The organism is Paenibacillus kobensis NBRC 15729 (assembly GCF_004000825.1).
In the GTDB taxonomy this organism is placed as follows: domain Bacteria; phylum Bacillota; class Bacilli; order Paenibacillales; family Paenibacillaceae; genus Paenibacillus_T; species Paenibacillus_T kobensis.
This window is the reverse complement of sequence record NZ_BILZ01000006.1, coordinates 100,892-126,725: the sequence shown is the minus strand read 5'-3', so window position 1 is coordinate 126,725 and position 25,834 is coordinate 100,892. Positions and strand designations below refer to the sequence as shown.

Sequence of the window (25,834 nt, the reverse complement as noted above, 5' to 3'; positions counted from 1 at the left end):
TAATAGGAGGGATTAACTATGAGCTTGGTCGTTAATAACATTACGGAGCTGATCGGCAGAACGCCGCTCGTCCGGTTGAACAGTATCGTGCCGAATACGAGTGCGGATATTTACTTGAAGCTGGAGTTTTTTAATCCTGGCAGCAGCGTTAAGGACCGTATTGCGATCAGCATTATCGAAGAAGCGGAACGGTCCGGCAAGCTGAAGAAGGGCGATACGATCATCGAAGCGACCAGCGGCAATACGGGCATCGGCATTGCGCTCGTCGCGGCGGCGAGAGGCTATAAGGCGATTCTCGTGATGCCGGAAACGATGAGCTTGGAACGGCGAAACCTGCTTCGCGCCTACGGTGCGGAACTCGTGCTGACGCCGGGAGCGGAAGGGATGAAAGGCGCCATTCGTGTGGCGCAGGAACTGTCCGCACAGCATCCGGACTATTTCCCGGCGGCCCAGTTCGATAATCCGGCGAATGCGAAAATTCACCGGGAGACGACAGGTCCGGAAATTGTCCGCGCAATCGAATCGATTGGCGGGACGCTCGACGGCTTTGTCGCCGGCGTCGGCACGGGCGGTACGATTACGGGAGCGGGAGAAGTGCTGCGCCAGCATTACCCGGGCATTCATATTGCGGCCGTCGAGCCGGCGGCATCCCCCGTCCTCTCGGGAGGCGCAGCCGGTCCGCACAAAATCCAAGGGATCGGTGCCGGCTTCGTGCCGTCGATTCTAAACACAGGAATCTATGACGAGATCGTTCAAGTCAAGAACGAGTCAGCGTTCGACATCGCGCGGCGTCTTGCGAGAGAAGAAGGCATACTGGGGGGCATATCGTCAGGCGCTGCTGTGTATGCGGCGCTCCAGCTCGGCGAGAAGCTTGGGCCGGGCAAGCGGATTGTTGCCGTTATTCCGAGCAACGGAGAACGGTATTTATCGACGGTGCTCTACCAACAGGAACAGGCCTTATAACCCGTCAATTATTGTTTCATCCGAAAAGCCGCGGCATCGCGGCTTTTTTATTTGCCGTATGAATAGGCGCCATGAATGTGCACAATGGATGCTAGGCAACGCAAGTCTACACAGATACGGAGGAATCGGGATGACCGTCAGATATTTAGCGAATTTCAAGAAGCATGATATTCCGGGTGCCATTAAGGTCTCGCAGGCGGAGGAAATCGACACGGCAGACGTGATGTCGCTGCTTATACAGACAGCCGAGTGGCTGAGAAGCAAAGGCTCGACGCAATGGAGCGCGCTGCTTAACGGTGAAGACCATCACAACACAGCACGTTCGATTGCACGAGGCGACGTCTATTTGTTCAAGGAGAAAGCTGCTTTGGCAGGCATCGTGACCCTGCTGCGGGACCCGAGCGAGTGGGATATACGGTTGTGGGGAGAAAGCGGTCATGATGGCGCCGTGTATTTGCACCGGCTGGCCATTAATCGAGCATATGGCGGCAGACAGTTGGGCAAGCACATGTTGAAATGGGTCCATTCCGGCATTCATTTTGATGGACGGGACCGCATAAGGCTTGATTGCATCGAGACGAACCCGCAATTGAACCAATTTTACAAAGATTGCGGATATGAATATGTCGGAGCGAACGGCGGTTTTTGTCTGTACGAAAAGTTTTTTCGAGAGGACTAGGCGCAACCTAGGCACCATTGTCATACGCTATAGACGTATGACTATGACACGGGAGGTACCATGATGAATCGTGGCTTTGCACCGTTTGGCGGAGGATTCGGCCGCCCGCCATTCCGTCCGTTTCCGCATCCATTCTTTCCACGCCGTTCGTTGTTTCCTTTCTTCTTCTTCTCGCCGTTCTTCTTTCCATTTTTCCGTGAAGGTGAAGAAGCAGGAGAAGACCGCAATTCTGGCGTATTCGCCCAACACCAAGCTGCTCCTGGCGAGACTCTTGCGCAAGTCGCCCATACGTACAATATTCCTTATCCCGTTCTAGAGGAAGCGAACCCGCATCTGACGAGTCCGGAGTCACTGAGGCAAGGCGAAACGGTCGTGATTCCGCGCATCTCGCATATGTACTGCCACAAAACTTATATGGAGCGCGATTCGCAGCCGGGTCAGGCAGGCGCTGTTCAACCGGGCGCAGTCCAACCAGGTGCAGTTCAACCGGGCAATTGGCCGCAAATGCAGCAATTGCCTGCTCAGATGATGCCAATGCAGCAACAACGAGCGCCATATCACTATTAATAGACGAAAAAAGCACTTTCCGCATCGATGCGGAAAGTGCTTTTTTCGTTGTTTATGGTTGCTCCTTCGGTACGAGCGAGGAATAAGTCTGCTTGATGAGATCCAGCGCCTGATCGTGCTGAATGATGTTATGGACCAGCGTAACGGCTGTGAACACGCAAACGATGAGTACGATACTATTCTTCACTTTCCTGCTGCGAAGTTCGATGATGAATCGTCCGCCGAGCAGGAAGAAGGCGAACAGGAAGTGTCCCGCGTACAAATACATATCGTAGTTGAACGTTGCTAGACCGAAGCCATAGATGATGTGCAAATATACGGCAAATCCGATATAGACGGCTAGCGCCCAAGCTTCCCGTCTGCGCCACAGCTTGACGAGACCGGCAATGGCTAGACCAATCATGCCGAAGCCGATGACCGATACGTACCACGGATAAGGCGCGTTCAAATTTGATGCGAATGCGGCAATGCCCGGATCGATGAATGCGAGGGCAGGGGTGAGAACCGGACTGATCAGCATCGTATAAATGATCTTTGAATGGGCGCTTAACGAGAATGGCGCGACATAGTTGTAGCCGCCGTTCTGCAGTCCGTTGTTCCAATTCGATATCCAGCTTGTCCCGTTATTCGACCAGCCTTGGATCAAGGTCAGGACGACCAGCAGCAGGAGTGCTGCTCCGCCGATCAGCAGCACTCTCTTGATCCAAGCGGACAACGGCCTGCGAATCGTCTGGATGACGAAGGCGCCAACGAACGTAAGCAGATTCGTTGCCGTAATGCCGAAGTTGACGACGGCTAACACCGCGCTTGGTATGACGTTCAACCGTTCTTCAGCTTGGCAGAACTGCAAATAAAGCAGTGACAGCAAGATGATGAATTGGGCGTAAGCATATGAGTCGGGAATAAGCGCAGTGAACAGACTGTATGAGCTGATGCCGAACCATACGGACCAAATGATAGGTGTATAGACGTTGTCGCCGCTCCGCCGAAGATAGTAGTAGACGATTGCAGCGCTTGCCGCATTCATAGCGGATTGCACGCTTAAGTAGAACAGATTGCCCCCGGCATGTCCGGCGATCGAGGTGAACAAGCCGTTCAACAAGCTGAACAACGGGTGAATGACAGTCACGTTCGTATAACCGTAATACATGCTCGGATCGAAATTGAACAGATTGATCGTGAACGGGACATGGTAGAACGGCGTGTGCTCTTGAAGTACGGCATCGTTGCTGCTCATGTAATCGACGAACGGTATGTTCAGCACCATATAGAGAAAGACAAGGAACAGCCAGATGCCGAAGGCAGTGGCGTTATCCCGTGAAGATTGAAAGACATAGCGGATGAATGACATGCACAACCTCCATCGATAGTTAGTGATCAGTTCATGGTAAGAAGGATCAGGCCGCCCATAATGAAAGCGACGCCTGCCCATCGAAGCCCTTTTATTTGTTCGCCGAATATCCATTTGGCCAGCACCATTGCCCAGACAAACGTCAGCGCATTAGCAGGTACGACAAGCGTATAGGGGAGCACGCTTAGCAGATAAATATTGAGCAGCGCACCAGCCCCGTATGCGGCCAAGCCGAAGGCGGCCCACTTCAGCTTCCGGGTAGAAGAGAAGAGCTTGAGCAGCGCTCCGCCGGCCGAGCCGAATAGGGTCATGAGGACAAGCAGCAGCATATCGGTGCTATTGGTCATAAGAAGTCAGTGCCACCCCGATTCCGATCATGACAACGGCTGCAGCCTTCGTCACCGTAATCTCTTCTCCAAGAAACCACCAGCCGTACAGCATGGCGACGATATAGCTGACACACATGAGAGGATAAGCGACAGAAAGTTTCTCCTGTGCAAGCGCGCGCAGCATGAACAGCATGCCGAGGCCGTAGCATCCGAAGCCGAAGACCATATAGAGAACGCTCTCGCTGCTCCAAGCCCAGAACAGCTGGCCCGTTGCGGCTAGAATGGCAGACAGAATCATGAACAGCTTGCCTGCATAGCGGCTTCTGCTCGGCTCCGGCTTCCAATTGCACGCAATTAGGCCTTCTCCGCTCCGGTTAATGAGATAACGGTGCTTCACAAGGCGGAACAACGGCCAGTCGGATAACGAGTCGGAGTAGGCGCAGGATTGCTCAGCGTCGATCTCCAGGTTATGCTCTTCCAAATAACGCTGCAGCCGTTTCGCCTTCTCCTCGCCTTTGTTGTTAACGCCCTCTACGATGCTTGAATAGCGGTCTTCCGTCTGGCGCAGATCGGTCCCGATAACGGCATCGACTTCTGGCATCTTGGCGAAATATTTCATATAAGCATGCGGTGAAGCGGTAATGAGAAGCACATGGTACCCTTCTTGTTTGACGCGCTGCAATTCTTGTGTAGCAGCCTCATAGAGGCGAGGAGAGAGCTCCGTATCATAAAAATGCTCCAAATCCGACTCGTCCATATAACGAATCGCATGGAAGTACGCTTCTTTTACTTTCTCGACCGAAATGATCTTCAGCATATAGAGGACCGTGAACAGTCCGATCCGCACCACGTTAAGGCTTGTCCGGGGATAGCGGCGAATGCCGTAACGGACAAACCTGAACATGGAATCTTCGCTTAGAATCGTATGATCGATATCAAATATGGCGAATTTCTGTTTCATAGTTCCAGATACAACCCTTCAATCATGACAGTAGAAAATGGTGCCGCATATTATTCGAATACAGCTAGAATGGTTACTACGCTGATGCCGTACAAAATGACCGTGAACAGAATCGGCTTGTCCTCGAACAGCACCCGGTCGGGCGCGCCGCCTTTCTTCTCAATATGGATGAGATACAAGTAGCGGAAGATGCCGAAGATGACGAACGGAATCGTCCACATGAGATGAACCGTTCGGCCAGAAGTGAACGTGAACAACGAATAAGTCATAATAGTAGCCGTCGTCACAATTCCGTTCATCTGGTCCAGCAGAGCGAACGAGTATTGCTCCAGTACTTTACGGTGCGTGCCTTTGTCCTGCTCCAACAGCATAAGCTCATGGCGCCGTTTCCCGATTGCAAGGAACAACGATAACAGCAGCGTACAAAGCAGAAACCATGGAGTAAACGAGACGCCGATAATGACGCCGCCGCCGATGGCACGCAGCACGAAGCCTGCCGCGATGATCATAATGTCAACGATCACGACATGTTTCAGCCGCAGCGAGTACGATACATTCATCAGGAAGTAGATGAGCAGAATCAAGCCGAACAACGGGCGCATTGCGATAGCTGTGCCTAATGATGCAAGGAGCAGAAATGCGCCGAAAACAATCGCGATTCCGGGATTCAACCGGCCGGAAGCCATAGGACGGTGACGCTTGACGGGATGATTGCGGTCTGCTTCCCGGTCTACGAAATCGTTCAGGATGTAGACGCAACCCGAGACGAAGCAGAACAAGAAAAATCCGACAATCGTGGTCAATACATTGTGGACATTGAACTGTTGGAACGTGAACAGAAGAGCGGCAAATATGAGCACATTTTTGGTCCACTGCTTCGGACGAAGCTGCGACCACAACAATCTAACGACCGATATATCGGACGGATACGCGCCTTCCGCTGCACTCATTTTCGAATCTGAAGCTTGAATAACGATAACCACCTTAACAAAATGATCTTATTATTGTGCATGAATTGGACGAGATAGGGCAAGTATTAGTTTCATTAAGCTCACAAAATAGGTAATCAGGCCCATTGCGCAATAACGTTATCTTTTCATCAGGAACCAGGTGAAAGTAACGTCCAATGTGCGGTATAATGGAACGATGGAGTTAACTGACGATGTGGAGGGCTTAATTCGATTGGCTAATTATCCGTTTCAATTTGATCCCGGAAGTCCGTTCATTCAGCAGGCAAGCGATTGGATCGCTGACGTGTTCTATGAGCTTCTGCCAGAGGCGGGCTTCGAGGTACGCGACGAACAAATCTATATGGCATTCCAGCTAGAGCGGGCGTACAACGAGAAGAAGACGATTTTCGCCGAAGCTGGCGTAGGAACAGGCAAGACGCTTGTCTATTTATTGTACGCCATATGCTATGCGCGGTATACTCGCAAGCCTGCTATAATCGCATGCGCTGACGAGTCGCTGATTGAACAGCTGGTGAAGCCTGAAGGCGATATCGCCAAGCTTGCCCGGCATTTGAATCTGACGATCGATGCGCGGCTTGGCAAATCGCCCGATCAATATATTTGCTTGAACAAGCTCGACGACGTTCGGGTGAACGGGGAAGAGGCGGAGCCGTTCGGTACGATCTACGACGAGCTGCCGAAATTTGTGCACCGCCCGGATACGATGCAATCGTTCCACCCGTACGGCAACCGCAAAGATTATCCGGAGCTGTCGGACGAGCAGTGGAACCATATTGGCTGGGATGTATTCCAGGATTGCCTCGTCTGCAGCCAGCGGCACCGGTGCGGCCAGACGCTGTCCCGCGAGCATTACCGCAAAGCTGCAGATCTCATCATCTGCTCGCATGACTTCTATATGGAGCACGTATGGACGTATGACGCAAGGAAGCGGGAAGGACAGCTGCCGCTGCTGCCGGAGCACAGCTCCGTCGTCTTCGACGAGGGGCATTTGCTAGAGACAGCTGCACAGAACGCGCTGACGTACAAGCTGAAGCACTCGTTGTTCGAGAGCATCGTTACGCGTCTGCTCGACGGCGAGGTGCGTGAATCGCTCGCTTATGCGATTGAGGATGCCATCAGTGCCAGCGAGGCGCTATTCGAATTGCTGCGTCTAAGCAGCGTTCAAGTACAAGACTCGAACCGCAAGGAAGTCGTGCTGAGCGATAAGCTGCTGCGGGAAATTACACGCTTCAGCGGATTGCTTGCTGTAATCGAGGAAGAGCTTGTCTTCGAAAGCGGTTTGCACACGATCGACGACTATCAGCTCAAGATCGTAGAAGAGCACCTGGAGATGATTCAGCTGGCGTTGTCGCTGTTCAAGCAGCCAGAGATGCTCATCTCTTGGGTAACGGAAGAGCGAGAGGGCGTAACGCTCGTCATTATGCCTCGCAAGGTGAAAGAGATACTGGCAGATAAGGTGTTCGGCCGGAAGATGCCGGTCGTATTCTCCTCGGCTACGCTGTCGGTTGATGGTTCGTTCGATTATATCGCGCGCAGTCTCGGCATTAGCGACTATCAGTCGTTTACTGTCGCATCTCCGTATGATTATGAAGCTCAGATGCATGCTGTCTTGTATCCGGAATCGGCTGAATCAACGGTGAACAAGACGGCGAGCGTGCTCCAGCGGTTATCGAAGTCCGAGGGCGGTTCGCTTATTCTGTTCCCTTCGTTCGAGCAGTTGAACCGGTTCCGCGCAGAGGCCGCGATGCTACCGGAAGCCGCGCAATACCGGTTTCTATATGAAGGCTCAGCCGAGATCAGCCATCTGATCTCACAGTTCCAGAACGATGAGGGAAGCGTACTGTGTGCAGTGACGCTGTGGGAAGGACTCGACATTCCAGGGCCGTCGCTGTCGCATGTCATCGTCTGGTCGCTTCCGTTCCCGCCGCATGATCCCGTATTCGATGCGAAACGGAAGGATGCGGACGACCCGTTCTTGGACGTTGAGATGCCGCATATGCTGCTGCGCATGCGGCAGGGTATCGGCCGGTTGATTCGAACGCGGGAAGACCGCGGTATCGTCACTATATTCGGACAGCAGTTGAACCGACAGGAAGTTGCGGAGCAGATCGAGCGATTCCTGCCGTCAACCGTAGAGAGGATGGCCCCATGTTAACGATTACGGAATACAGCGTCGAACTGGTGAAAGACCCGTTCGGCATTATACCAGGACAACGGTACGAGTTTATTCTCGACCTCGACGTGCCGGACGACGACGAGCTCTATAGCGAGGGCGGCGTCTATGCTAGAGTGATCTTCGGCGTAGAGGAGAGCGGATCGAGAATCGTCAAATACGAGCTTCGCGAACGTTCGTCCGACCGCTATCTGGAGATCGACTTAGAAGACGAGGAACTTGCGGTGTTTGCGGAATTCTGCCGCGAGCAATTGGCTGCCGGAGCAGCGAACGAGTAGCGGGTAAGAGCTAGAAGTCGCCTCAAGAACCTGCACCGTGTGCATGTATATTGGACCGGCATTATGCGATGCTATTCATGCACATGATGCTGGGACCGGGGCATTACATTTTTGGGATTTTAGTCCAAACCTGCTGGCTTCGTTGTAGTTCATACAATGTGAACAAGCTGTTAGGGTCCAGGAACATGATTTCGTTGTATTTTGTACAATTGTAAATCAGGGTTTTGACTGAATATAGGGGAGATTTTTAATTTACTCCATTTACGTTGTATGAACTACAATGAGCCGTCTCTTGGGAGGATCACAATGCCCATCTCATTGCACATAATACAACGAATTGTAATGTAATATTCAATAGCGTATTCCAGTCAGTAAGTTAGCCTTATAGACAGCAATCAAAGGATTGTGAGGTTGCAAAAAAGCGGTTTGGTTCGCTATAATGAACACAAACGTTCATACGCAAGCAACGGAGGAGCCTGTCATTTACGGGATGACTCTGTCTGCATTAGGAGAGCCTGTATCTTACAGGCTCTTTTTTTGTTGTCTATTTTGGGGAGGAGAGGATCTATTTATGATGTTTATCTTATCATTGGCGATTATTATCGCATCAACCAAACTGGCGGGCGATTTGTCGGTCAGGCTCGGCCAGCCATCGGTGCTCGGCAAGCTGATTGCAGGCATTATAATCGGACCGGCGGTTTTGAATTGGATTCAACCAGGCCCGTTCATTGATGATTTTGCGGAGCTCGGCGTACTGTTGCTAATGTTTATTGCCGGGCTCGAGACCGATTTGGACCAATTGAAGCGCAACTGGAAAGCTTCTTTCGCCGTAGCGGTTGGCGGTATCATTCTCCCGTTCATCGGCGGATACGGAACTTCGCTCGCCCTTGGTCTGTCCAGTTCGCAGTCGTTGTTCGTCGGGCTGCTGCTGTGTGCGACTTCTGTCAGCATTTCCGTTCAGACATTGAAGGAGATGGATGCTCTTCATACGCGGGAAGGAACAACGATTCTTGGTGCTGCAGTGGTGGATGATGTCATCGTCGTTCTGCTGCTTGCGGTCATGATGAGTGTACTCGGAACGTCTGAGAGCGGAACTCTTTCGATCATTTTCGCCAAAAAAGCGCTGTTCTTTCTTGTGATCTTGATCGTCAGCTGGCTTGTTGTTCCATTCATCATGAAGAAGCTGTCGTTACTTCATGTGACAGAACCGGTTATGAGCACAGCGTTGATTCTATTGTGCTTCTATGCCTATTTTGCTGAAAAAATGGGCGTTGCCGGCATCATCGGCGCGTTCGCGGCAGGCATTGCCATCTCGCAGACTGCTTTTAAGCATGAGGTTGAGAAAAAGGTGGAGCCGATCGCATACACGCTCTTCGTACCGGTATTCTTCGTCAGCATCGGATTGCACATCCGGTTCGAAGGACTCGGCAGCCAGATCGGATTTTTGCTGCTGCTGACCGCCGTTGCAATTGCAGCGAAGCTGATCGGCGGCGCGCTTGGCGCCCGAATGACGGGCTTTGGCACCCGATCGGCTGTTGCAATCGGAGCGGGAATGGTCTCGCGCGGCGAGGTGGCGCTCATTATTGCCGCTTCCGGATTAGAAGCGAAGCTGCTGCCGGACAACTATTTTACGTCGGTTGTACTGTTGGTCATCGTGACGACGCTGGTGACGCCGCCACTGCTTAAAGCAGTTTTTCCGAGAAAACAACTGGAAAGGGCAGCAGAAGGAAAGTAGCCATCAGCGGCGCGACCGCAACCTTTTGCCAATCCGGTCAGTCTAGTAGGAAGAGAATGCTAACTCAGGAAGAGACGACAGCATAAGGACCGATTCGGAGGAAAAGCAAATGAATAGACGATGGCACAAAACGGCGCTGTCCATGATGGCCGCAGGATTCGCGCTTGTTTGCATGACGGCATCTATTGCGGGCGCCGAGGGCAAGTCAGGCACGAATGCAAGTTATTCTTCTTGGACGGATTTCAGTACTTGGAATCGCGTGCCGATCGCTAAACCCGTCTGGTCGGCAGATATCGGCCAGCCGAATGCGGACGTATATGCCTATCCTGCAATTACGACAACAGGCAATACGGTTCTGTATGTGAAGCAAGGGGTGTTGACAGCGAGGAGCGCCAATACGGGCAAAATGTTGTGGACATACGGCAAGAAGCTTCGTCCGGACACTATTCTTACTGCGGGAGCCTATGCCTATCTCTATGACAACGAAGGCGCCATTTATCGGGTCAGCCTGAAGACGGGCAGGGGAGAGCGCTTCTTTCAATTGACCGATTCCGTTTCGAAAGGGCGGAAAGGAATTACCGGATTGTCGCTTTCAACAGAAGATAATGCTCTCTATGCTGCAAGTGCCGGTACGCTTGTGTCCATTCGCCTGACGGACGGGAAGCTTAATTGGCGCAATGACGGACTGGAGACGCCTACTCCTCCGCAGCGCGTCGGGGATGTATTGTTGTTCGATACGGATGAATCCGGTGCGATAACCGTTGGCACGACTTATGCAATCGATCCGTCGACCGGCAAGACCAAATGGAGGCTTGCAGGCAGCCATTCGAAGCTGCTGCATGCAGATGGCGGCGAGCTGTATTTTCAGGATCAATGGCCGAATCCGGACGGCGGCGGGTCGGTCAAATTGGATGTCGCATCGATTACAACAGGGGAGATCGTTCGCACGTTGACGTTCCCTGCTCTGATGGATGACCGGACACATCAATACACATTGTTCGACAAAATCGCCATTGATGGCGACGATCTGTATATCGGGACGAATGGCAAGGGCGTATATCGGTATAATCTGCATGCCGACCCGCTCTATGCGAAGCCTGCACTCATCTCAGACTATGGCAGCTGGATTGCAGGTCCGTATAACGGAAAGCTTATATTTTCGAATACAGGAAGATTGGGGATTCACGCTATTAAATGGTTCGACAGCGCTCAGGTCGAATACGAAGGCGTTAACAACCCGATCAGCCAACTTGATATGATCGATTCCGGGTTGTATGTCGGACAGACGGATGGATCGGTCTATGCGCTTAATGTGACGACCGGCAAAGCGTTGTTCCGTTACGATACCGGCGCACGAAATTATGGAGCTTTTCAGACCACAGGCAGTACGCTGCTTGTGCAGGCTGAAGGAAAGCTGTATGGGTTTCAACTGCCCTCCGAGCTTGTAAAACCGATTAGCGCTGATTCCGCGGCTGCGGATTCGTTCGCGAAGACGAAGGCGAAGCTGTCGATCGACGGCGTGGAACGGGCAGTCGAACCGGGCATGATGACGAGCGCGAACCGGATGTTCGTGCCGTTCCAATCCTTGACTGAGGCGGTTGGAGCGGAAGTCACGTTCGATGCCGCAACGAATCAGGCGACGGTGACTTATAACAACCGCGTATTTTCGATTACACAAGGGAAGTCGTTCGCGATAACAGCCGATGGCCAGCAGCAGCTGTCATTCCCTCCCGTGACGCTGAACGGCAATCTGTATGTACCGTTGAAAGATTTTGGCCAGCTGCTAGGCATACAGGTGGAATGGAACGCGAGCTCTCATACGGTGGAGATTAAGACAAAGTAGTTCGATATTTAGCGGCAGGTGCTGCAAGTTCGAGAAATGAAAGAGCAATGAACGGCTTAGCTTAGCGAAATGCTCGACAACCTTTCAAGCTATCGATGAAGCACAATTAAGGAGATTTAATGCATTGATCAGTATATAGGGCGTTAGGCTCAGAACTCAGCCTTCATTTAGCGGATATTAGGAAAAAGGACAAAGCGTTCAAAATAATGTTTGCATTTTTAAACTTCGCGTGTATAATTACGAGTAATTTCATATCGGAACGATAAATTCCATGACGAGAAAGAGTACGTTATCCGTTCGATCCGCCAGAGAGTCGGGGCAGCTGAAAACCGACGTTCAAACGATAACCGAAAGCCATCTCCGAGAAGCGGGCTGAATCCCAAGTAGGCCTTGCCGCTATTCCAGCGTTATTAGGAACGCGTATTGATGGATACGTGATTGGAGTGCCGCTGTCATGATGACGGCGGAACTAGGGTGGTAACACGGGTGCAGACTCGTCCCTTTATAGGGACGGGTCTTTATTTTTTTCTAAAGCCGAAGGAGGAAAGGGTCATGATCAGTTCAACGGTTACGAAATCCAATTCGATGGAGGAGATGCTGGCGCCGCTTGTGCGGGAGATGAAGCCGTCCGGCATCCGGAAGTTTTTTGATCTGGCCGCCGGACAGACGGAGATGATATCGCTCGGTGTTGGAGAACCGGATTTTCCTACGCCTAAGCCAGTGCGGGATGCATGCATTGCCGCTCTGGAACAAGGACGCACGTCGTACACATCCAATGCAGGTATGCCGGAGCTTCGGGAAGCGATCGCGGGTTACGTCCTTCAGAACTGGGAAGTAAGCTACGATCCGGCGGAGGAAGTACTCGTGACGGTCGGCAGCAGCGAAGCGATCGACTTAGCGCTCCGGGCGCTCATTACGGCGGATGACGAAATTCTAGTCCCTGTCCCTTGCTATATTTCGTATTCGCCGATCTCGGCTATCGGATATGGCAAGCCTGTAGAGGTCGAGACGGAAGCAAGCAACGGCTTCAAGCTGACGGAAGAAGCGCTGCGCCGCGCCATAACTCCTCGCTCGAAGGTGCTGATGGTCTCGTATCCGAACAATCCGACGGGGGCGACCATGTCCTATGAGGATTGGCTGCCTATCGCCCGAATCGCGGAAGAGCATAACCTGGTCGTGATCTCGGATGAAATATACGCGGAGCTTACGTACGGCGACAAGCATGTCAGCTTCGCTTCGTTGCCGGGAATGCGCGAGCGTACGCTGCTCGTGAACGGCTTCTCCAAGGCGTTCGCCATGACGGGCTGGCGTGTCGGATTCGCTTGCGGTCCGAAGCCATTGATCGCGGCTATGCTCAAAATTCATCAATATACGATTATGTGCGCGCCAATTATGGGGCAGATCGCGGCGCTCGCATCGCTGCGCATCGGGATCGACGATATGAAGGCGATGATCGAAAGCTATGATATGCGCCGCAGAGCTATCGTTGAAGGATTCCGCCGAATTGGATTGCCATGTCATGTTCCCAATGGAGCGTTCTATGCGTTTCCTTCGATCAAGAGTACCGGGTTAACGTCCGAGAAGTTCGCGGAGAGGCTGCTCAAGGAAGGGAAAGTCGTCACGGTTCCGGGCAACGTGTTCGGGCTTGGCGGCGAAGGCTATATCCGGTGCTCCTACGCGACATCGGTCGAGAAGATCGAAGAGGCGCTCGTTCGAATCGAACGTTTCCTTCAGACGATTTAAACGTGAATGACGGGCCTTGCCGAGTGCGACACTAAGGATGAAGACAGACACCTGTCGCTTGCTGCGGACAGGTGATGGAGGAGGAATCGCGTTGAGCCAGAATCAGGATCGGGTTCCTTTCGGCTATGAGCCAACCGAGGATCCGCGCAAAGGAACGCTCGTCTATTACGATTGGTTCGAAGATACGAAGGATGCGGAGCTGGATATTGCGGCGGAAGCGGCAAGAAGGTTAGCTTTCCGGACGTTCGTGCTCTATCCTCTTCATGAAGCGACCGCGAAACGGATGGTCAAACAATCGGTCAGTCCTTATTACAAGCGAATGGACCGATTGCACGATTGGCGCCGTACGAAGGACCAACCGAACATCGTCGTTGACGGTCTGGAGGGAAAGCGTAAGAAGTATACGCCAGTCGATAGTGCATTGCGCCATCTCATGGAGACGTACGGAACGCCGATGTTTCTCTACTTGACACCAGAAATGGCGAATCTGTTCGCCAGCTTCGATTCGTTCGAGTCGTGGATCGTCCGGATTCGGCTGCTGCTTGACTCCGAGCCAGCAGGCGTCCGGTTGCATCCGAAGCTATTAAAGTTCGAGCATCGGTGGGATGTGTACGACCCGAATTCAAGCAGGCATACGATAGGCGAGAGTTGATTTTACGAAAAATATAAACAGATTATTTTGACTAATCGGATCGTTGTATCGTACAATGATTTTACGCTTAATTGTCGGCAGGCTTGCCGATAAGCGGGGGAACCAGTCATTTTGGGGCGAATCGGCGGACGTCTTGTCCGTGTAGGGGACCATCTTACCCGAGCCCGTCAGCTAACCTCGTCAGCGATGGATGGGTCTTGCATTTTATCGATTGAACACGCCCTGAGACCCTATAACCATAGGGTCTTTTTTGCGTTCTTTCGGACCCCTCCGTACCATTATCAAGGGAGAGTGAAAGCCGAATGATGAGCGAAATGATGGCCTTCAACGAGCAATTTGTACAGAACAAGGATTACCAGTCTTATGTAACGGATAAATACCCGGATAAAAAGATCGCGATTCTCACCTGCATGGACACGCGGCTTGTCGAGCTGCTGCCTAAGGCGCTCAATCTGCGCAATGGAGACGCGAAAATTATTAAAAACGCCGGTGCGGTTCTGACCCAGCCTTTCGGCAGCGCAATGCGAAGCTTACTGATTGCGATCCATGATCTCGACGTGCAGGAAGTGCTCGTCATCGGCCACCATGGCTGCGGCATGACGAATCTGGATGCGGACCAGATGATTAAGAAGTTTCTTGATAACGGCATTTCGGAAGAGGTACTTATGACGCTTGAGAACTCGGGCATTAAAATGAAACGTTTCCTGAAAGGATTCGACTCGGCGGAGGAAGGCGTGATGCACAGCGTCAATATGATCCGCAAGCATCCGCTTGTACCTGCGCACATTCCTGTGCATGGATTCATCATCGATTCGACGACTGGCCGATTAGAGCTTCTCCATGACGGATATGGCAGCCGGGATCTGAAGCAGGAGAAGGGAAGAGTGCTGCCCGTCGTTCCGTTCGATTAATCTGACAGCCGCAGTATAAATTCATGGTTGAGCGGGATTTGGGGAAATCTATCCCGTATGAACAATTCCATCCTACAATCGGGCGCCGGTTCGTTCCGGGACGGCCCTGGACGTAAATTATTGCTTAGCGCCGGCATCAGCTGGCTATTCGATGCGATGGACGTCGGTATGCTGTCGTTCATCGTTGCCGCACTAAAGGTCGAATGGAATCTTGGGCCGCAGCAGATTGGATTGCTGACCGCAACGAACTCGGTCGGTATGGCAGCGGGTGCAGCTGCCGCCGGATTGTTGGCCGACCGATACGGCAGGCGGACTATTCTGCTGTGGACGCTGCTCATCTTTTCCTTCGCGACGGGGTTATCTGCGCTTGCTGGCAGTTTCGCGGTGCTGCTTGCGCTTCGCTTCGCAGCAGGCTTCGGTCTCGGCGGCGAATTGCCTGTCGCATCGACGCTCGTCTCCGAGTCGGTCGCACCGGCTGACCGGGGCCGCGCCGTCGTGCTGCTCGAAAGCTTCTGGGCCGGCGGATGGATATTGTCGGCTCTAGTCGCTTATTTCATCATACCGGAGTACGGCTGGCGCATCGGCTTTGCGCTTGGAATGATTCCTGCAGTGTATGCCATCTATTTGCGTACTGCCATCCAGGATCCGAAGCGGTTCGCGGAGAAGCGCGACGTGACGATGTCTTACACCATGCGTCTTCGTTCGATCTGGCAGTCCGAGCATCGCAGGGCGACGATCATGCTATGGGTTCTCTGGTTTACGGTCGTTCTGTCGTACTACGGGATGTTCCTCTGGCTGCCAACCGTTATGGTGCTCAAAGGCTTCGATTTGGTCAAAAGCTTCCAGTACGTTCTTATTATGACGCTGGCTCAGCTGCCTGGCTATTTCACCGCAGCTTATCTGATCGAACGCGCCGGACGGAAGTTCGTGCTGATCGTCTATCTGCTGTTGACGGCTATATGCGCTATTCTGTTCGGCAACGCCACTACGACGGCAATGCTGCTCGGTTCAGGCATCGGCTTGTCCTTCTTCAATCTGGGAGCATGGGGAGCGATGTATGCCTACACGCCGGAGCTGTATCCGACCGCAATCCGCTCAACAGGCGTCGGAATGGCGGCTTCGTTCGGCCGGGTCGGCGGAATTATCGGACCCTATCTCGTCGGCTGGTTCGTGGCGAAGGAAACGGCGATCAGCGCGATATTCGCGATCTTCTTCATTACGATCTTGATCGGTGCTGCGGCGGTGCTGATGCTTGGTAAAGAAACGAAAGGGCTTGAACTCGATTAGGCGATAAAAAGGGGCGGCAACGGGCACGATAAGTTCGCCGGACTTTCACTTTGAACCTTCGGGAGGTATCGCAATGGGGCGCAGCAAAAACCGCACGTTCGAAGGCAAGCAACAAGCACTGCAGGCTAACAGTCAGCAGGCGGAAGATAATTTGGCCGCAACGACAGAAGTCAACCGCAACCAAAAAGGCCATGTGCCAAACAGCCCGTCGACAGGCTAACTGCCCGGGTTGGAGCAAACAAAAGGACATGCCGGTGTCATATGATGCCGATGCATGTCCTTCTTGTATTCAATAAACTTATTAACCTGCTGTTACATGCTCTTGGCACTCTTCGGAGCAGTAGCCGTTATGCACATCGTCACACGCTTCGCACACGAGATGCTGGAGGTGGCAGGTGTCGTCCGCGCAGTTGATAAACGTCTCGGTCGGGCTGCCGCAATGGTGACACTTGCCGACGACGACTTGCTCATCGGTCCGGTTAATCGGCACCGAGATCCGCTCGTCGAATACGTAGCACTTGCCGTCCCACAGATGGCCTTTCACTTCCGGGTCTTTGCCGTACGTGACGATGCCGCCCTCCAGCTGGTACACGTTCGGGAATCCTTCGTTCATGAGCACGCCAGTCAGCTTCTCGCAGCGGATGCCGCCTGTACAGTACGTCAGGATCGGACGGTCACGGAGATCGTCGCCCATATGATTGCGAATCCATTCCGGGAATTCTTTGAACGTCTCGAGATCCGGGCGGATAGCGCCGCGGAAGTGTCCGAGATCGAATTCATAATCGCTCCGGCCGTCAAGTATAATGACGTCATCGCGTTGAAGCATTTCATGGAACTCGACAGGGGACAGCCGTTTGCCGCTTTCCTTGTTCGGATCGAGCGGTTTCTCATAACGGAGCGTCACAAGCTCTTTCTTGTGGCGAACGAATATTTTGCGGAACGTATGGCCTTCGACCTCATCGATCTTGAACACCATATCTGCGAACAGCGGGTTCGCATGCATGTGACGCATGTACTGCTCGGTCTGCTCGAAAGTGCCGGATACGGTGCCGTTGATGCCTTCTTCGGCGATCAGAATGCGGCCTTTCAGTCCAAGTTCTTTGCAGAATGCAAGATGCTCGGCCGTATATTCCTCCGGATTAGCAATATGAACGAATTTATAATAGAGAAGTACTCGATAGTTAAGATTGTCCGACATCATATATCGTTCCTTTCATACATAAATGGAAGCGGCAGAGAGCTTGGATTGTCTCTCTACCGCGAAATGTAACTACACGTCTTAATCTGATAGTAAATCATAGAAGATTACGCCCGCAAAGTCAATATGAAGCGGCTGGCAACAGCAGAATTGGAGTTTGCACTTGCGTATTGAGTGTTGCTGCGCGAAGCATTGCCAACAGACGTTAAGTCACGCATACTACATAAAAGAATAAGAGTGTAATGGAAGGCAAGGGGTAAGGGATGAAAAGTGTACTCGTAACCGGATACCGGGCTCACGAGCTCGGCATCTACGATCAAAAGCATAAAGGAATACCCTACATACGCAAGGCGATAGAATCGCGGCTTGTTCCGCTGATCGAAGACGGGCTGGAGTGGATTGTAACACCAGGACAATACGGCGTCGATCTGTGGGCTTGCGAGGTGGCCATCGAATTAAAGCGCCAATATCCGCAGCTTAAGCTGTCCATTCTAACCGCCTATATGAATCCTGAAGAGAAGTGGAAAGAAGAGAAACAAAACTATTACCGGAACATCGTTGCCCAAGTGGACTATTACGGTATTGTGAGCAAGCAGCCTTATCAAGGGGTATGGCAACTGACGGCTCGGGATGAGCTTCTGCTGCGGCGGACGGACGGCATCCTGTTGTTCTACGATGAAGACGCGGGAGAGGCCAGTCCGAAGTATATGAAGGAGCGGGCGTTCAAACGTCACGAAGAAGACGGCTACCTGTTCATGACGATTACAGCCGAGGATGTGCAAGCAATGGCGGATGAGGAGTCCAGAGATGTATACGAATAACGGCGTTGCCATCCAATGGACGACCGATTGGGTAGTCTACGGTAGCGTACACTCGGCTGCCTATCGGAGCGCTTATCGCGGCTTGATGGATGATCATTATTTGAATCAATGTACCGTTGAGCAGCGGGAGCTCTACTACCGGTCCATCGCGGCGGATGGGAAAGGCGCTATATTGTCCGTGAGCGGTCAAGCTGCAGGATGCCTGGCGATTGGTTATGCTCAAGACCCGAATCTTATGGATGGCCGTAAAGTCGGGGAGATCGACGCTTTCTATTTGTTGCCGGAATATCGGGGTTCCGGTTACGGCAAGCAGTTGCTAGCGTGGGCGCTGGATCGGTTCAACGAGCAGAACTGCAAGTGCGCAATGCTGTGGGTGCTGGAACGCAACACAACTGCTATTGCTTTTTACGAACGATGCGGGTTCGAACGTGATGGAGCATCCCGAGCCATCGAACGGGGTGGAAGATACGGACAGATTCGGATGATGATGGAATTGTAGGAGAAAAGGGCGCCAAAATCGATCTTTTTTTCAAATTGACAGGTGAACAGCCTATCTGTTATCTTATTTGAAATTATAAATCGATGAGGAGTGGAGAACATTGGCACACTATTACATGGAGCCGTCGCGTACGTTCAGTGAGTTTCTGCTGATCCCGAACTTGACGACCAAGGAATGCTCGCCGGGCAACGTATCGCTCAAAACCCCAATCACGAAATTCAAAAAAGGCGAACAGCCGGACATTACGCTAAACATACCGTTCTCATCTGCGGTCATGCAGTCTGTCTCCGATCACAACATGGCGACGGCTCTGGCTCGATGCGGCGGTATTTCTTTTATTTTCGGCTCCCAATCGATCGAGGAGCAAGCGGCGATGGTGCGCAAGGTAAAGGAATACAAAGCGGGCTTCGTCGTTAGCCGCTCCAACCTGAAGCCGGAGCAGACGCTCCGCGATGTGCTGAACTTGAAGGAAGAGAACGGCCACTCGACGGTTGCCGTTACGGAAGACGGCACGTCGAGCGGTAAGCTGCTTGGCATCGTGACAAGCCGTGACTATCGTCTGAGCCGGGATTCGCTCGATAAGCCAATCGGTGAATTTATGACGCCGTTCACGTCGCTCATCTATGGTCAGGCTGGCATTACGCTGCCGGAAGCGAACAACCTGATCTGGGACAACAAGTTGAACTGTCTGCCGATCGTCGACGAGAAGCAGCATCTTCAGCATCTCGTATTCCGCAAAGATTATGATGTTGACAAAGAAAATCCGCTCGGACTGCTCGACAGCAACAAGCGCTACATCGTAGGCGCAGGCATTAATACGAAGGACTTTCAGGACCGCGTGCCGGCGCTTGTCGAAGCGGGCGTGGATATTCTGGTTATCGACTCATCGGACGGCTATACGGAATATCAATACGATACGGTCAAATGGGTGAAAGAAAACTTCGACGTGAAGATCGGCGCCGGCAATGTCGTCGACCGCGAAGGCTTCCTGTACCTCGTCGAAGCAGGTGCGGACTTCGTTAAGGTCGGCATCGGCGGCGGCTCGATCTGCATTACGCGTGAGCAAAAAGGGATTGGCCGCGGCCAAGCATCGGCTGTTATCGAAGTGGCGGAAGCGCGCCAGCAATATTTTGAAGAGACCGGCATATATGTCCCGATCTGCTCCGACGGCGGCATCGTGCACGACTACCACATCACGCTTGCGCTTGCCATGGGCGCAGACTTCGTCATGATGGGCCGTTACTTCGCGCGGTTCGACGAGAGCCCAACGAAGAAGCTGAAGGTTGGCAACAACTTCGTCAAAGAGTTCTGGGGCGAAGGCTCGAACCGGGCACGCAACTGGCAGCGTTACGACACGGGCGGCAAGCAAGGTCTCGTGTTCGAGGAAGGCGTCGATTCGTACGTTCCTTACGCCGGTACGCTCAAAGAGAACATGGATAAGACCATCAGCAAAATCAAGTCGACGATGTGCAACTGCGGCTCGTTGTCGATCGATCAACTGCAGCGTACAGCGCGCATTACGCTTGTATCCGCTACAAGCTTGGTCGAAGGCGGAGCGCATGACGTTATGCTGAAAGACAGCACGATGTCGGGCGAATAACCGAAGATATATCGATTTTGTTACAAAAGGCTGCCGTATCCCCTCTAAAGGGGCGTATCGGCAGCCTTCTTATTTGGTCATCCGATCAACGTATGTTATCATGGTACATAAGGAAAACTATAGGGCAAGGTGAAGCATTTTTTGGAGGGGTTTGTCATCGCTAACGTCGTATTGAATGATGCAATGATCATGCTTGAACAAACGAGCCGCACTTTCTATATTCCAATCAGCAGACTGGAGCCGGGGTTGCGTGAAGCGGTCACGTCCGGCTATTTGGCCATGCGCGCCATCGATGAGATTGAAGATCATGAGGAGCTGGCAGACGAACGTAAAGTCGAGCTGTTGAACCGTGTGCGGGATGCTCTGCGCAGCGACCAGCCGATTGAAGAGACAGCGAAGGTGCTTAGACCGACTGATTGCGGGCTGCCTGCTGTAACGACGCAGTTGGACGACTGGCTTGCGTTATGTCCGCCGACGGCGGCGCCAATCGTCATCCGGTACACCGCAATGATGTCCGAGCAGATGGCGGAGTGGGTCGTGACGGGCTGGAACATCAAGACAGAAGAGGATCTGGACCGTTATACATACAGCGTTGCGGGCATGGTCGGCGAGATGCTGTCGGAGCTGTGGCAATGGTATGACGGAACGTCGTCGGATATGATCAAGGCGGTTGCCTTCGGCCGCGGCTTGCAGGCAGTCAACATCATGCGCAACCGCGAGGAAGATTTGAAGCGCGGCGTCGACTTTTTCCCGGACGGCTGGAGCTTCAAAGATATGCTGCAGTATACGAAACGCAATTTGAAAATGGCAGACGATTACATTGCGGAGCTGAAGGAAGGCCCGGCGATGCGTTTCTGCAAAATTCCGCTTGCGCTCGCACACGCGACGACCAAGCTGCTGGCAGTTGGAGGCAACAAGCTGACGCGCGCTGCGGTTCTGAAGATCGTCGGACAATTTAATTAACGAATGGAACAAGGTGGGCCGCGTGCGAACGCGGCTTTTCTTTATTTGTATGTTTTCAAATCGGAGGAAACAGGGTAATATATTTTTGTAAGTTAGTAGATAAAAATAAGTTGGAGGGATACCGAATGACTGAACATAAACAAACTGCAAATACACAAACTGCAAATACACAAACGAACGTTCAAGCGCTGTTCTCGCCTTTCAAGATTGGACATCTGGAGCTGCCGAACCGTATTGTCATGGCGCCGATGACGAGAAGCTTCTCGCCGAATGGCGTACCGGGCGAGAACGTAGCCGCTTATTACCGCCGCCGTGCCGAGAATGGCGTTGGTCTTATTATTACGGAAGGCACGCTTATTAAGCATCCAGCTGCATCCGGCGACCCGAACATCCCGAACTTCCACGGTGAAGAGGCGCTCCAAGGTTGGGCAGAAGTCGTCAAGCAAGTGCATGCGGCTGGCGGACATATTTTCCCGCAAATTTGGCACGTAGGCATGACGCGCCAAATCGGCGATCTGCCGAATCCAGAGGCGCTTCCGATCGGTCCTTCCGGGCTTGATCTGATGGGGAATAAAGTTACGGAGCCGATGACCAAAGAAGAGATTTCGCAAGTTGTCGCAGAATATGGCAACGCAGCGGCAGCAGCGAAGAAGCTCGGCTTCGACGGGATTGAACTCCATGGCGCGCACGGCTACCTAATCGACCAGTTCCTGTGGGAACGGACGAATCAGCGTACGGATGAATATGGCGGAGATTTGCTGAAGAGGGCGAAGTTCGCTGTTGAGGTCATCGAAGCATGCCGTCTTGCCGTAGGTCCGGATTATCCGATTATTATCCGTCTGTCGCAGTGGAAATCTTCCGATTACAAGGCGAAGCTGGCCAATACGCCGGAGGAGCTCGGACAGCTGCTGGCACTGCTCGTCGAGGCAGGCGTTGACGGATTCCACTGCTCGACCCGCCGGTTCTGGGAGCCGGAATTCGAAGGTTCGGAACTGAACTTCGCTGGCTGGGTGAAGAAACTGTCGGGCAAGCCGGTTATTACGGTTGGTTCGGTCGGCCTGGATACCGATTTCATGTCGTTGTTCATGGAAGGCAAAGGGGCAGCAACATCGAACATCGACGGATTGATCGACCGGTTGGAACAAGGCGAGTTCGATCTCGTCGCTGTCGGACGGGCGCTGCTCGCCGATCCGGCTTGGGCGGAGAAGGTGCGGACGGGACGGTTGGATGAGCTGCAGCCGTTCTCGCCGGAAGCGCTGCGTACGTTGTCTTAATGATGTCATTACTATGCAAATGATCACAAAAGAATAATGACGGAAAAGTTAAAAGCGACCATCTCGGTCGCTTTTTTTGCGTGTCTGCAGAAAGAAAACTGTAATTGATGCAAAGGGATTTGACTTATGTTTCAGTAAAAAATAGGGTGGATCGTATTCCAGTATATGGTACTATTAGGTTGGAAGTTTATGGAACAGAGGATGAAATCGATAAGGAGGCTTTGCCGAAATGGGCATACTTATGGTTGTTTTTATGTTTTTAGTAGTCACTGGTTTGATCAGTCTTGATCTCTCTCTCAAGCAAAAGTTAAAAAATGATAAGATTGTGATCGACAAATTAAATGAACTGATCGAGAAGATAAAGTAGCGGACCTCTCAGCAACGAGTTGAATCGGGAGAATTGTGTATATTTTATGACAAAAATGAATTAGTGGAGGCTGACAATGGAGCTATTTTGGTTTATTGGCTTGTATGGAATGCCGGTGCTTGGTTATTTGTTTATCGTTTCTTTGCTGCGCGCCGTGCGGAATATTGTGAAGAATAAGCCTTATACGAAGGAGCTATTTTGGAGCGGAGTTACGTTCGGCACTATTGTATGGACGATCAGTCTTGTAATGATCCTCTCCTTCGGCGATTAATTTGCGCAGGCTGGACGTGCGAAGTTCGTGAGAATGAGAGATAGAGCGTGTAAAACGTAGATTTGCCAAGCAATCCTCTTTTGTATGCGTTTTAATGCGTCTGCTTTTGGATCATTTGATGCATTTTCAACCTTGTTTGACGCTTTACAGTTTCTTTGCGCGAGGAGTATGATTCTTGTCGTAGATTCCTGAATCGCTGAATTCTGTACGAACAGAAACGGGGGAACCAACGAGCCGGTCCAGCATTACATCAAGGATTGGTTCAGGGGTGAATTGCTCGCTTGGCGAGCATAGGGCGACTTCGCGCCCGAATCCGACAGCTAACCTCGTAAGCGTTCTGAAGAGGAACTGGACGCGCTTCTTTGTACTGCAATTGTGCCTAGAAGCCGCGGGAAAGTTTTTCTTTCCCGCGGCTTTTTTTGTGCTGCGCGTTCATTAATAGGAGGATGACGACGAAATGTACAGCAGGTTGAAACGGGTTCTAATCGGACGGCCGATGAAAAGCTCCGAGATTGAAGGGGAAAAGCTGACGAAGCTGAAAGCATTGGCCGTATTGTCATCTGATGCATTGTCGTCGGTTGCGTACGGAACAGAACAAATTCTTATCGTATTAATGGCAGCGGGGTTCGCTGCATTGTGGTATTCCATCCCGATTTCGATCGCGGTGCTCGGTCTGCTGCTTATTCTCGTGCTGTCTTACCGGCAGACAATATTCTCTTACCCGGCGGGCGGCGGAGCGTATATCGTTGCGAAAGATAATCTGGGGATGTCAACGGGCTTGCTTGCAGGCGGATCGCTGCTCGTCGATTATATTCTTACCGTCGCGGTAAGCTCTTCAGCAGGGACGGACGCCATTACGTCGGCCTTTCCTTCCCTGCATGATCATCGGGTTATGATTTCGATTATCGTGATCTTGATTTTGACCGTCATGAATTTACGCGGTGTAACCGAGTCCGCTTCGATATTGGCCGTTCCGGTCTATGTGTTTGTCGGCGCAATATTCGTCTTGATTATCTCGGGCGTTATCAAATATGCAACAGGCGGCGCACATGCCGAAGTACCGGAAATGGGAGCAGCCTTATCGAACATCAGCTTGTTCCTGCTGCTTAAGGCATTCAGTTCCGGTTGTTCCGCTTTGACAGGCGTCGAAGCTGTGTCCAATGCAATTCCGAACTTCAAGCAGCCGGCAGAACGAAACGCCGCCAAGACGCTGATGCTTATGGGCGCCATTCTCGGCGCGATGTTTATCGGAATCAGCTTGCTGGCCTACTGGTATGGCATTAAGCCGGACGAGAAAGAAACGGTCATATCGCAGATCGCGGACGCCACGTTCGGCCGGGGCATTTTGTACTACGCGATTCAAGGCATTACCGCACTGATTCTATTCCTTGCTGCGAATACGGCATATGCGGCATTCCCGCTGTTGTCGTTCATGCTGGCGAAAGATAAGTTTATGCCTCACGCGTTCATGGTGCGGGGCGACCGTCTTGGCTTCTCGAACGGGATTATGTTCCTCGGCGTATTGTCCGCCTTGCTCGTCGTTGCGTTCCACGGGGATACAGAAAGCTTGATCCCGATGTATGCGGTCGGGGTGTTCATTCCGTTCACACTCTCGCAGCTCGGCATGATGATCCGTTGGCTGCGGTTGAAGCCCAAAGGCTGGGTTGCGAAGTTTACGATCAATACAATCGGCATGTTGACGACCCTGACGATTACCCTTATTTTTATCATCACGAAGCTGAGTCATGTATGGATGGTGTTCATCTTCTTGCCGATCGTCATTATGCTGTTCTACAGCATTCGGAAGCATTATGACAACACGGCAGAGCAGCTGCGCATCAATCCGCTCGAAGATCGGCCGGTACTGAAGGGCAGCACGATCGTCGTGCCGGTAGCTGGCATCACGCGAGTTGTCATGAATTCGATCGGTTATGCGAAGTCGTTGACCGATAATGTCGTCGCCGTGTACGTCGCATTCGACGACGAGTCGATGGAACGGATGGAGCAGAAGTGGGAAGAATGGAATCCAGGCGTCCGTCTGATCGTCCTCCGCTCGAGCTATAGAAGCATTATTCGGCCGATCGTTCGTTTTATCGAAACGGTGGAGTGGAAGGCGTCGGAGACAGATCATATAACCGTACTCATCCCGCAATTTATTACGAAGCATTGGTGGCAATATTTCCTTCATAACCAATCGGGTCTGCTTCTGCGGACGTTCCTTATTAATCAAAAAAATATCGTGATCGCGACAGTGCCGTTCCACTTGCAAAAATAAAGGTAATGTAAGCTTCCCATTGTCTTCACGATGGGAAGCTTTTTTGTGCTTCTAATGAGGAATGCTTATTAAAGGAAGCAGAACGCGTGTACAAATAAGCGTTTAAACAAATAAAGGGTTGCC

At 52.1% G+C, this 25,834-nt stretch carries 24 protein-coding genes, 2 riboswitches and 1 other annotated feature; of the genes, 19 read left to right on the top strand and 5 right to left on the bottom strand.

The annotated features are described in order from the left end of the window. Positions 1–18: 18 nt before the first annotated feature. From cysK to PKO01S_RS06250, 3 genes are all read left to right on the top strand, one after another. The gene (gene cysK, locus PKO01S_RS06260) at positions 19–963 is read left to right on the top strand and encodes a cysteine synthase A (protein WP_127530450.1); all 945 of its coding nucleotides are present in this window, start codon (positions 19–21) and stop codon (positions 961–963) included. A gap of 130 nt (positions 964–1,093) precedes the next feature. Then, positions 1,094–1,642 carry a GNAT family N-acetyltransferase gene (locus PKO01S_RS06255; protein ID WP_127530449.1) on the top strand — a complete coding sequence of 183 codons (549 nt, stop codon included), beginning with the start codon at positions 1,094–1,096 and terminating at the stop codon, positions 1,640–1,642. 63 nt (positions 1,643–1,705) lie between these two features. After that, positions 1,706–2,209 carry a LysM peptidoglycan-binding domain-containing protein gene (locus tag PKO01S_RS06250; RefSeq protein ID WP_127530448.1) on the top strand — a complete coding sequence of 168 codons (504 nt, stop codon included), beginning with the start codon at positions 1,706–1,708 and terminating at the stop codon, positions 2,207–2,209. Positions 2,210–2,261: 52 nt separating this feature from the next. On the opposite strand, the gene PKO01S_RS06245 is transcribed toward PKO01S_RS06250, so the two are convergent. From PKO01S_RS06245 to PKO01S_RS06225, 4 genes are read right to left on the bottom strand one after another with little or no spacing between them, the layout of a single operon-like run. Continuing rightward, on the bottom strand, positions 2,262–3,560 hold the full coding sequence (locus PKO01S_RS06245; RefSeq protein WP_127530447.1) for a hypothetical protein: 1,299 nt from the start codon (positions 3,558–3,560) through the stop codon (positions 2,262–2,264). A gap of 26 nt (positions 3,561–3,586) precedes the next feature. Beyond that, positions 3,587–3,907 (bottom strand): EamA family transporter, encoded by a 321-nt coding sequence (locus tag PKO01S_RS06240; RefSeq protein ID WP_127530446.1) that lies wholly within the window; start codon positions 3,905–3,907, stop codon positions 3,587–3,589. Further along, positions 3,897–4,850 carry an HAD-IB family hydrolase gene (locus PKO01S_RS29675; protein ID WP_307719822.1) on the bottom strand — a complete coding sequence of 318 codons (954 nt, stop codon included), beginning with the start codon at positions 4,848–4,850 and terminating at the stop codon, positions 3,897–3,899. The genes PKO01S_RS06240 and PKO01S_RS29675 overlap by 11 nt, the downstream gene beginning before the upstream one ends. Before the next feature lie 50 nt (positions 4,851–4,900). Continuing rightward, positions 4,901–5,800, bottom strand: coding sequence for a decaprenyl-phosphate phosphoribosyltransferase (locus PKO01S_RS06225; RefSeq protein WP_127530522.1), 900 nt, complete (start codon positions 5,798–5,800; stop codon positions 4,901–4,903). 232 nt (positions 5,801–6,032) lie between these two features. Here PKO01S_RS06225 and PKO01S_RS06220 point away from each other — a divergent pair, with 232 nt between their 5' ends. The 9 genes from PKO01S_RS06220 to PKO01S_RS28705 all read left to right on the top strand — a co-directional run bounded on the left by PKO01S_RS06220 (position 6,033) and on the right by PKO01S_RS28705 (position 16,663). Next, a complete protein-coding gene (locus tag PKO01S_RS06220; RefSeq protein ID WP_127530445.1) occupies positions 6,033–7,976 on the top strand; it encodes an ATP-dependent DNA helicase in 1,944 nt (647 codons plus the stop codon). Beyond that, on the top strand, positions 7,970–8,272 hold the full coding sequence (locus PKO01S_RS06215) for a DUF6509 family protein (RefSeq protein ID WP_127530444.1): 303 nt from the start codon (positions 7,970–7,972) through the stop codon (positions 8,270–8,272). Before PKO01S_RS06220 ends, PKO01S_RS06215 begins: the two co-directional genes overlap by 7 nt. Positions 8,273–8,843: 571 nt before the next feature. Next, the gene (locus PKO01S_RS06210) at positions 8,844–10,007 is read left to right on the top strand and encodes a cation:proton antiporter (RefSeq protein ID WP_127530443.1); all 1,164 of its coding nucleotides are present in this window, start codon (positions 8,844–8,846) and stop codon (positions 10,005–10,007) included. Positions 10,008–10,116: 109 nt separating this feature from the next. Then, positions 10,117–11,850, top strand: coding sequence for a stalk domain-containing protein (locus tag PKO01S_RS06205; protein WP_127530442.1), 1,734 nt, complete (start codon positions 10,117–10,119; stop codon positions 11,848–11,850). A gap of 262 nt (positions 11,851–12,112) precedes the next feature. After that, positions 12,113–12,355 (top strand) — a binding site (T-box leader). 47 nt (positions 12,356–12,402) lie between these two features. Then, positions 12,403–13,593 carry an aminotransferase class I/II-fold pyridoxal phosphate-dependent enzyme gene (locus PKO01S_RS06200; RefSeq protein ID WP_127530441.1) on the top strand — a complete coding sequence of 397 codons (1,191 nt, stop codon included), beginning with the start codon at positions 12,403–12,405 and terminating at the stop codon, positions 13,591–13,593. A gap of 91 nt (positions 13,594–13,684) precedes the next feature. Beyond that, positions 13,685–14,245, top strand: coding sequence for a hypothetical protein (locus tag PKO01S_RS06195; RefSeq protein WP_127530440.1), 561 nt, complete (start codon positions 13,685–13,687; stop codon positions 14,243–14,245). 54 nt (positions 14,246–14,299) lie between these two features. Further along, positions 14,300–14,446: riboswitch (cyclic di-AMP (ydaO/yuaA leader) on the top strand. 101 nt (positions 14,447–14,547) lie between these two features. Continuing rightward, positions 14,548–15,156 carry a beta-class carbonic anhydrase gene (locus PKO01S_RS06190; protein ID WP_127530439.1) on the top strand — a complete coding sequence of 203 codons (609 nt, stop codon included), beginning with the start codon at positions 14,548–14,550 and terminating at the stop codon, positions 15,154–15,156. Between the two features lie 57 nt (positions 15,157–15,213). Next, positions 15,214–16,443, top strand: coding sequence for an MFS transporter (locus tag PKO01S_RS06185; RefSeq protein ID WP_127530438.1), 1,230 nt, complete (start codon positions 15,214–15,216; stop codon positions 16,441–16,443). A 73-nt stretch (positions 16,444–16,516) separates the two neighbouring features. Next, entirely contained in the window at positions 16,517–16,663 is a 147-nt protein-coding gene (locus PKO01S_RS28705; protein WP_164779507.1) for a hypothetical protein, read from the top strand. A gap of 81 nt (positions 16,664–16,744) precedes the next feature. Here the strand turns inward: PKO01S_RS28705 and trhO are convergent, their stop codons facing one another. Beyond that, positions 16,745–17,641 carry an oxygen-dependent tRNA uridine(34) hydroxylase TrhO gene (trhO, locus tag PKO01S_RS06180; protein WP_127530437.1) on the bottom strand — a complete coding sequence of 299 codons (897 nt, stop codon included), beginning with the start codon at positions 17,639–17,641 and terminating at the stop codon, positions 16,745–16,747. A 263-nt stretch (positions 17,642–17,904) separates the two neighbouring features. Here trhO and PKO01S_RS06175 point away from each other — a divergent pair, with 263 nt between their 5' ends. The 7 genes from PKO01S_RS06175 to PKO01S_RS06145 all read left to right on the top strand — a co-directional run bounded on the left by PKO01S_RS06175 (position 17,905) and on the right by PKO01S_RS06145 (position 25,711). After that, on the top strand, positions 17,905–18,462 hold the full coding sequence (locus PKO01S_RS06175) for a DUF1273 domain-containing protein (RefSeq protein ID WP_127530436.1): 558 nt from the start codon (positions 17,905–17,907) through the stop codon (positions 18,460–18,462). Beyond that, complete coding sequence (locus tag PKO01S_RS06170; protein ID WP_164779506.1) at positions 18,449–18,961, top strand: GNAT family N-acetyltransferase; 513 nt, start codon at positions 18,449–18,451, stop codon at positions 18,959–18,961. Before PKO01S_RS06175 ends, PKO01S_RS06170 begins: the two co-directional genes overlap by 14 nt. Positions 18,962–19,061: 100 nt before the next feature. Continuing rightward, complete coding sequence (locus tag PKO01S_RS06165; protein ID WP_127530434.1) at positions 19,062–20,561, top strand: IMP dehydrogenase; 1,500 nt, start codon at positions 19,062–19,064, stop codon at positions 20,559–20,561. A 141-nt stretch (positions 20,562–20,702) separates the two neighbouring features. Beyond that, positions 20,703–21,524 carry a squalene/phytoene synthase family protein gene (locus PKO01S_RS06160; RefSeq protein ID WP_246070457.1) on the top strand — a complete coding sequence of 274 codons (822 nt, stop codon included), beginning with the start codon at positions 20,703–20,705 and terminating at the stop codon, positions 21,522–21,524. Positions 21,525–21,649: 125 nt separating this feature from the next. Continuing rightward, entirely contained in the window at positions 21,650–22,798 is a 1,149-nt protein-coding gene (locus PKO01S_RS06155; protein ID WP_127530433.1) for an NADH:flavin oxidoreductase, read from the top strand. A gap of 443 nt (positions 22,799–23,241) precedes the next feature. Continuing rightward, positions 23,242–23,436 carry a hypothetical protein gene (locus tag PKO01S_RS06150; protein WP_127530432.1) on the top strand — a complete coding sequence of 65 codons (195 nt, stop codon included), beginning with the start codon at positions 23,242–23,244 and terminating at the stop codon, positions 23,434–23,436. 184 nt (positions 23,437–23,620) lie between these two features. After that, positions 23,621–23,786: riboswitch (cyclic di-AMP (ydaO/yuaA leader) on the top strand. A 107-nt stretch (positions 23,787–23,893) separates the two neighbouring features. After that, positions 23,894–25,711 carry an APC family permease gene (locus PKO01S_RS06145; protein WP_127530431.1) on the top strand — a complete coding sequence of 606 codons (1,818 nt, stop codon included), beginning with the start codon at positions 23,894–23,896 and terminating at the stop codon, positions 25,709–25,711. The last annotated feature ends 123 nt before the right edge of the window (positions 25,712–25,834 follow it).

What these genes read in the sequence shown, in the direction of transcription:
- cysK (WP_127530450.1), top strand. Translation starts at nt 19, where the DNA reads ATGAGCTTGGTCGTTAATAACATTACGGAGCTGATCGGCAGAACGCCG.
- PKO01S_RS06255 (WP_127530449.1), top strand. Translation starts at nt 1,094, where the DNA reads ATGACCGTCAGATATTTAGCGAATTTCAAGAAGCATGATATTCCGGGT.
- PKO01S_RS06250 (WP_127530448.1), top strand. Translation starts at nt 1,706, where the DNA reads ATGAATCGTGGCTTTGCACCGTTTGGCGGAGGATTCGGCCGCCCGCCA.
- PKO01S_RS06245 (WP_127530447.1), bottom strand. Translation starts at nt 3,560, where the DNA reads ATGTCATTCATCCGCTATGTCTTTCAATCTTCACGGGATAACGCCACT.
- PKO01S_RS06240 (WP_127530446.1), bottom strand. Translation starts at nt 3,907, where the DNA reads ATGACCAATAGCACCGATATGCTGCTGCTTGTCCTCATGACCCTATTC.
- PKO01S_RS29675 (WP_307719822.1), bottom strand. Translation starts at nt 4,850, where the DNA reads ATGAAACAGAAATTCGCCATATTTGATATCGATCATACGATTCTAAGC.
- PKO01S_RS06225 (WP_127530522.1), bottom strand. Translation starts at nt 5,800, where the DNA reads ATGAGTGCAGCGGAAGGCGCGTATCCGTCCGATATATCGGTCGTTAGA.
- PKO01S_RS06215 (WP_127530444.1), top strand. Translation starts at nt 7,970, where the DNA reads ATGTTAACGATTACGGAATACAGCGTCGAACTGGTGAAAGACCCGTTC.
- PKO01S_RS06210 (WP_127530443.1), top strand. Translation starts at nt 8,844, where the DNA reads ATGATGTTTATCTTATCATTGGCGATTATTATCGCATCAACCAAACTG.
- PKO01S_RS06205 (WP_127530442.1), top strand. Translation starts at nt 10,117, where the DNA reads ATGAATAGACGATGGCACAAAACGGCGCTGTCCATGATGGCCGCAGGA.
- PKO01S_RS06200 (WP_127530441.1), top strand. Translation starts at nt 12,403, where the DNA reads ATGATCAGTTCAACGGTTACGAAATCCAATTCGATGGAGGAGATGCTG.
- PKO01S_RS06190 (WP_127530439.1), top strand. Translation starts at nt 14,548, where the DNA reads ATGATGAGCGAAATGATGGCCTTCAACGAGCAATTTGTACAGAACAAG.
- PKO01S_RS06185 (WP_127530438.1), top strand. Translation starts at nt 15,214, where the DNA reads ATGAACAATTCCATCCTACAATCGGGCGCCGGTTCGTTCCGGGACGGC.
- PKO01S_RS28705 (WP_164779507.1), top strand. Translation starts at nt 16,517, where the DNA reads ATGGGGCGCAGCAAAAACCGCACGTTCGAAGGCAAGCAACAAGCACTG.
- trhO (WP_127530437.1), bottom strand. Translation starts at nt 17,641, where the DNA reads ATGTCGGACAATCTTAACTATCGAGTACTTCTCTATTATAAATTCGTT.
- PKO01S_RS06175 (WP_127530436.1), top strand. Translation starts at nt 17,905, where the DNA reads ATGAAAAGTGTACTCGTAACCGGATACCGGGCTCACGAGCTCGGCATC.
- PKO01S_RS06170 (WP_164779506.1), top strand. Translation starts at nt 18,449, where the DNA reads ATGTATACGAATAACGGCGTTGCCATCCAATGGACGACCGATTGGGTA.
- PKO01S_RS06155 (WP_127530433.1), top strand. Translation starts at nt 21,650, where the DNA reads ATGACTGAACATAAACAAACTGCAAATACACAAACTGCAAATACACAA.
- PKO01S_RS06150 (WP_127530432.1), top strand. Translation starts at nt 23,242, where the DNA reads ATGGAGCTATTTTGGTTTATTGGCTTGTATGGAATGCCGGTGCTTGGT.
- PKO01S_RS06145 (WP_127530431.1), top strand. Translation starts at nt 23,894, where the DNA reads ATGTACAGCAGGTTGAAACGGGTTCTAATCGGACGGCCGATGAAAAGC.